This window comes from Variovorax sp. P1_H12_2, from assembly GCF_056405335.1.
The window spans coordinates 1-4193 of sequence record NZ_JBFUCI010000500.1 but is presented as its reverse complement, the minus strand read 5'-3'; the positions used below and the strand labels follow the sequence as shown (position 1 = coordinate 4193).

The 4193-nt window shown below is 67.6% G+C and carries 4 protein-coding genes; 2 read left to right on the top strand and 2 right to left on the bottom strand.

The window, feature by feature from the left end:
* Positions 1-4 precede the first annotated feature (4 nt).
* Positions 5-301: a hypothetical protein gene (locus AC1D2K_RS31025; protein WP_478093813.1), complete on the bottom strand. Its 297-nt coding sequence runs from the start codon at positions 299-301 to the stop codon at positions 5-7.
* A 103-nt stretch (positions 302-404) separates the two neighbouring features.
* Between AC1D2K_RS31025 and phaC the strand changes: the two genes are divergently transcribed.
* Entirely contained in the window at positions 405-2132 is a 1728-nt protein-coding gene (phaC, locus tag AC1D2K_RS31020; RefSeq protein WP_478093812.1) for a class I poly(R)-hydroxyalkanoic acid synthase, read from the top strand.
* 187 nt (positions 2133-2319) lie between these two features.
* On the top strand, positions 2320-3498 hold the full coding sequence (locus AC1D2K_RS31015) for an acetyl-CoA C-acetyltransferase (RefSeq protein ID WP_478093810.1): 1179 nt from the start codon (positions 2320-2322) through the stop codon (positions 3496-3498).
* Positions 3499-3634: 136 nt separating this feature from the next.
* On the opposite strand, the gene AC1D2K_RS31010 is transcribed toward AC1D2K_RS31015, so the two are convergent.
* Positions 3635-4193 (bottom strand): endonuclease/exonuclease/phosphatase family protein (locus AC1D2K_RS31010; protein WP_478093809.1); only part of this gene is annotated, 559 nt, incomplete at its 5' end.

Sequence of the window (4193 nt, the reverse complement as noted above, 5' to 3'; positions counted from 1 at the left end):
CCCGTTACGTTTTTTCTCGCACCGTCGCGACCGGGTCAGCGGCCGTTTCGCCGCCTGCCTCTGGCGGGTCTGAAGCGGCCCTGGCGGCTTGCATCGCGGCCTCGCGCTCGGCCGCTTCGCGCGCCTTGATCGCGCGGCGCCGTGCCGGGGTGGCCATCAGGTAAACCACCAGGGCCACCGGCAGCAGGCCGTAGAGTAGAAAGGTGAAGATCGCACCGAGCACGGTTCCGGTGGTGTTGGTGGCCTCTGCGACCGCCATCATCAGTGCAACATAGAGCCAGGCGATCACGACGAGGTGCATAGACGATGTTTTCAGGAAGGAATGGCGGGCCGCACTGGTGGGGCCCCTGCGAATACAGCATACTCAAAACCCGATCCTATGAGGCGAGGCAGCAGGAGACACCATGAAACACACACAGGCCGCCGGGGCCGAGACTTTCGCGCCGTTTCAGCAGGCGCTCACGCAGGGTTGGGAGAAGGCGCTCGAATCCTTCCAGGCGCTTGGCGCTTCGGGAACCCGGCCGGCGGGTGCGCCCTGGAATATCCCTAAGTTCGCCATGTCCGGCGACAAGCTCCGCCTGCTGCAGGAGCAGTACGTCAGCGAAGCCTCCGAGCTCTGGCACAACGGCTTCGCGGCCCAGGCCCACGCCGACAAGCGCTTCGCCGGCGCTGCCTGGGGCAGCAACCCGGTCTCGTCCTTCTCGGCCGCGATCTACCTGCTGAACGCGCGCACGCTGCTGGGCATGGCCGAAGCGGTCGAGACCGACGAAAAGACCCGCTCCCGCCTTCGCTTCGCGGTCGAGCAATGGATGGCCGCCTCGTCGCCCAGCAACTACCTCGCCTTCAATGCCGAGGCGCAGAAGAAGGCGCTCGACACCCAGGGCGAGAGCATTGCCAAGGGCATCCAGAACCTGCTGCATGACCTCCAGCAGGGCCATGTCAGCATGACCGATGAAAGCGCCTTCGAGGTCGGCCGCAATGTCGGCACCACCGAGGGCGCGGTGGTGTTCGAGAACGCGCTGTTCCAGTTGCTCGAATACAAGCCGCTGACAGCCAAGGTCTACGAACGGCCGCTGCTGTTGATCCCGCCGTGCATCAACAAGTTCTACATCCTCGACCTGCAGCCCGAGAACTCGCTGATCCGCTACGCGGTGGAGCAGGGGCACCGCGTGTTCGTGGTCAGCTGGCGCAATCCCGATGCGTCGATGGCGCAATACACCTGGGACCAGTACATCGAGGACGCCGCCATCAAGGCGATCCACGTGACCCAGGAGATCACCGGCCAGGACAAGAAGGGCGGACAGATCGACACCCTGGGTTTTTGCGTCGGCGGCACCATCCTGAGCACCGCGCTGGCCGTGCTCGCGGCGCGCGGCGAACAGCCCGCCGCCTCGGTCACGCTGCTGACCACCCTGCTCGACTTCACCGACACCGGGGTGCTCGACATCTTCATCGATGAGAACTTCGTGCAGTTCCGCGAGATGCAGATGGGGCAGGGCGGCTTGCTGAAGGGCGGCGAGCTGGCCTCCACCTTCAGCTTCCTCAGGCCGAACGACCTGGTCTGGAACTACGTGGTGGGCAACTATCTCAAGGGCGAGACGCCGCCGCCGTTCGACCTGCTCTACTGGAACAGCGACGCCACGAACCTGCCGGGGCCGATGTACTGCTGGTATCTGCGCCACACCTACCACGAGAACAAGCTGGCGGCGCCGGGCGCGCTGACCGTGGCCGGCGAGCAGGTCGACCTCGGGGCCATCGAGGCGCCGGTCTACATCTATGGCTCGCGCGAAGACCACATCGTGCCGATCGGCGGCGCCTATGCCTCGACGCAGCTGCTCAGCGGCAAGAAGCGCTTCGTGATGGGCGCCTCGGGCCACATCGCGGGCGTGATCAATCCTCCGGCCAAGAAGAAGCGCAGCCACTGGATCCGCGCCGACGGCAAGCTGCCGAAGACGCCGGCCGAATGGCTGGCCGGCGCCACCGAGCATCCCGGCAGCTGGTGGACCGACTGGTCCGACTGGCTCAAGACCCACGCGGGCAAGCAGATCCCTGCCCCCAAGGCCTATGGCAAAGGCAGCGCCTACCAGGCGAGCGAGCCGGCGCCGGGCCGCTACGTCAAGGCGAAAGCCTGATTCCTTTTCTTGTTAGTCCCCCACCACCCTTTGCACGACCTGCATCGCATGAAACCGACACACCCGAGGCCGGGGCACCCGAGGAACCGGCTCTGCCGGGCCGCCGGGTGCGCCCCCTTCAGGGGGTGTCAGAGCCACACGAAGTGGGCGAGGCTGGGGGTGATTCTTTAGTACTGGAGAACACACCATGGAAGACATCGTCATCGTTTCAGCCGCACGTACCGCCGTGGGCAAGTTCGGCGGTTCGCTGGCCAACATCCCGGCGACCGAACTCGGCGCCCTCGTGATCAGGGAAGTGCTGGCGCGCGCCAAGGTCGGCAGCGATCAGATCGGCGAGGTCATCATGGGCCAGGTGCTGGCCGCGGGCAGCGGCCAGAATCCGGCGCGCCAGGCGCTGCTGAAGAGCGGCATCACCCAGGAGACACCGGCGCTGACCATCAACGCAGTCTGCGGCTCGGGCCTGAAGGCGGTGATGCTGGCGGCGCAGGCGGTGGCCACGGGCGACAGCGAGATCGTCATCGCGGGCGGGCAGGAGAGTATGAGCCTGGCGCCGCACGTGCTGCCCAACTCGCGCAACGGCCAGCGCATGGGCGACTGGAAGCTGGTCGACTCGATGATCGTCGACGGCCTGTGGGACGTGTACAACCAGTACCACATGGGCATCACGGCCGAGAACGTGGCCAAGAAGTACGACATCAGCCGCGCCGCGCAGGACGAACTGGCGCTCGGCAGCCAGACCAAGGCGGCCGCGGCGCAGGATGCCGGCAAGTTCAAGGACGAGATCGTCGCGGTCAACATCCCGCAGAAGAAGGGCGACCCGGTGGTTTTCGCCCAGGACGAGTTCATCAACCGCAAGAGCAGCGCCGAGGGCCTCGCGGGCCTGCGCCCGGCCTTCGACAAGGCCGGCGGCGTGACGGCGGGCAATGCCTCGGGCCTGAACGACGGCGCCGCCGCCGTGATGGTGATGACCGCCAAGAAGGCGGCCGCCCTGGGCCTGAAGCCGCTCGGGCGCATCGCCAGCTACGCCAGCACCGGCCTCGATCCGGCCTTCATGGGCATGGGTCCGGTGCCGGCCTCGCAGAAGGCGCTGCAGCGCGCCGGCTGGAAGCCGCAGGACCTCGACCTGCTCGAGATCAACGAGGCCTTCGCGGCCCAGGCCTGCGCGGTGCATCGCGAGATGGGCTGGGACGTCAACAAGGTCAACGTGAACGGCGGTGCGATCGCCATCGGCCACCCCATCGGTGCCTCGGGCTGCCGCATCCTGGTGACGCTGCTGCACGAGATGCAGCGCCAGAACGCCAAGAAGGGCATTGCCTCGCTGTGCATCGGCGGCGGCATGGGTGTCGCCCTGACGATCGAACGCTAACCCCCAGGTTGGCTCTCGGCCGCGCGCAGCGTGCCTGTTCGTGGGCCGCCACGGGACCGGCTTTGCCGGGCCGTGGGCGGCGCCCCCGGTAGGGGGTGGGCGCCCGACACGAAGTGCGGGCAACCTGGGGGCGAGCTCAATCTATTTCGAGGAGCACGGGTTGGTGGTCTGAGGCGCGGGTCTGCAAATCGACCTCGACCCTGCGCACCCGCGGCGCCAGTTCATCGCTCACGAAGACGAAATCGCAGGCCATCGGATCGGGRCCGTAGGTGCGGTCGAAGAGGCGGAAGGTCGGGTCGTGCGGCCGCTCGGGGTGGGCCAGCGGCCAGGCATCCTGGAACCGCAAGGCGGGTGCCTGGGCCGACAGGGCGGGGTCGGTGAAAGGCTGCTGGATGGCGTCATATGCCGGGTCGGACGCGGGCGTGTTGAAGTCGCCGCAGAGGATGGCCTGCGGCGTGTGGCGCTTGGGCCGGAACGGCGAGCCAGGGAAGTCGTCGACAGGCGGTGCCGCGGCCTGCTCGCAGGCCTCCTTGTGCAACGCGCGCAGGGCGCGCGCCTGCGCCAGCCGCTGCGCCGGCGAGTAGTACTCCAGGTGCGTGGTCATCACGCGCAGCGGGCCCAGTTCGGGGCTGGTCAGCGTGACCACGGTGCACATGCGCGGCATGCTGGTCACGGACGGGTCGGCCGGCCAGGGC

What these genes read in the sequence shown, in the direction of transcription:
- AC1D2K_RS31015 (WP_478093810.1), top strand. Translation starts at nt 2,320, where the DNA reads ATGGAAGACATCGTCATCGTTTCAGCCGCACGTACCGCCGTGGGCAAG.
- AC1D2K_RS31025 (WP_478093813.1), bottom strand. Translation starts at nt 301, where the DNA reads ATGCACCTCGTCGTGATCGCCTGGCTCTATGTTGCACTGATGATGGCG.
- phaC (WP_478093812.1), top strand. Translation starts at nt 405, where the DNA reads ATGAAACACACACAGGCCGCCGGGGCCGAGACTTTCGCGCCGTTTCAG.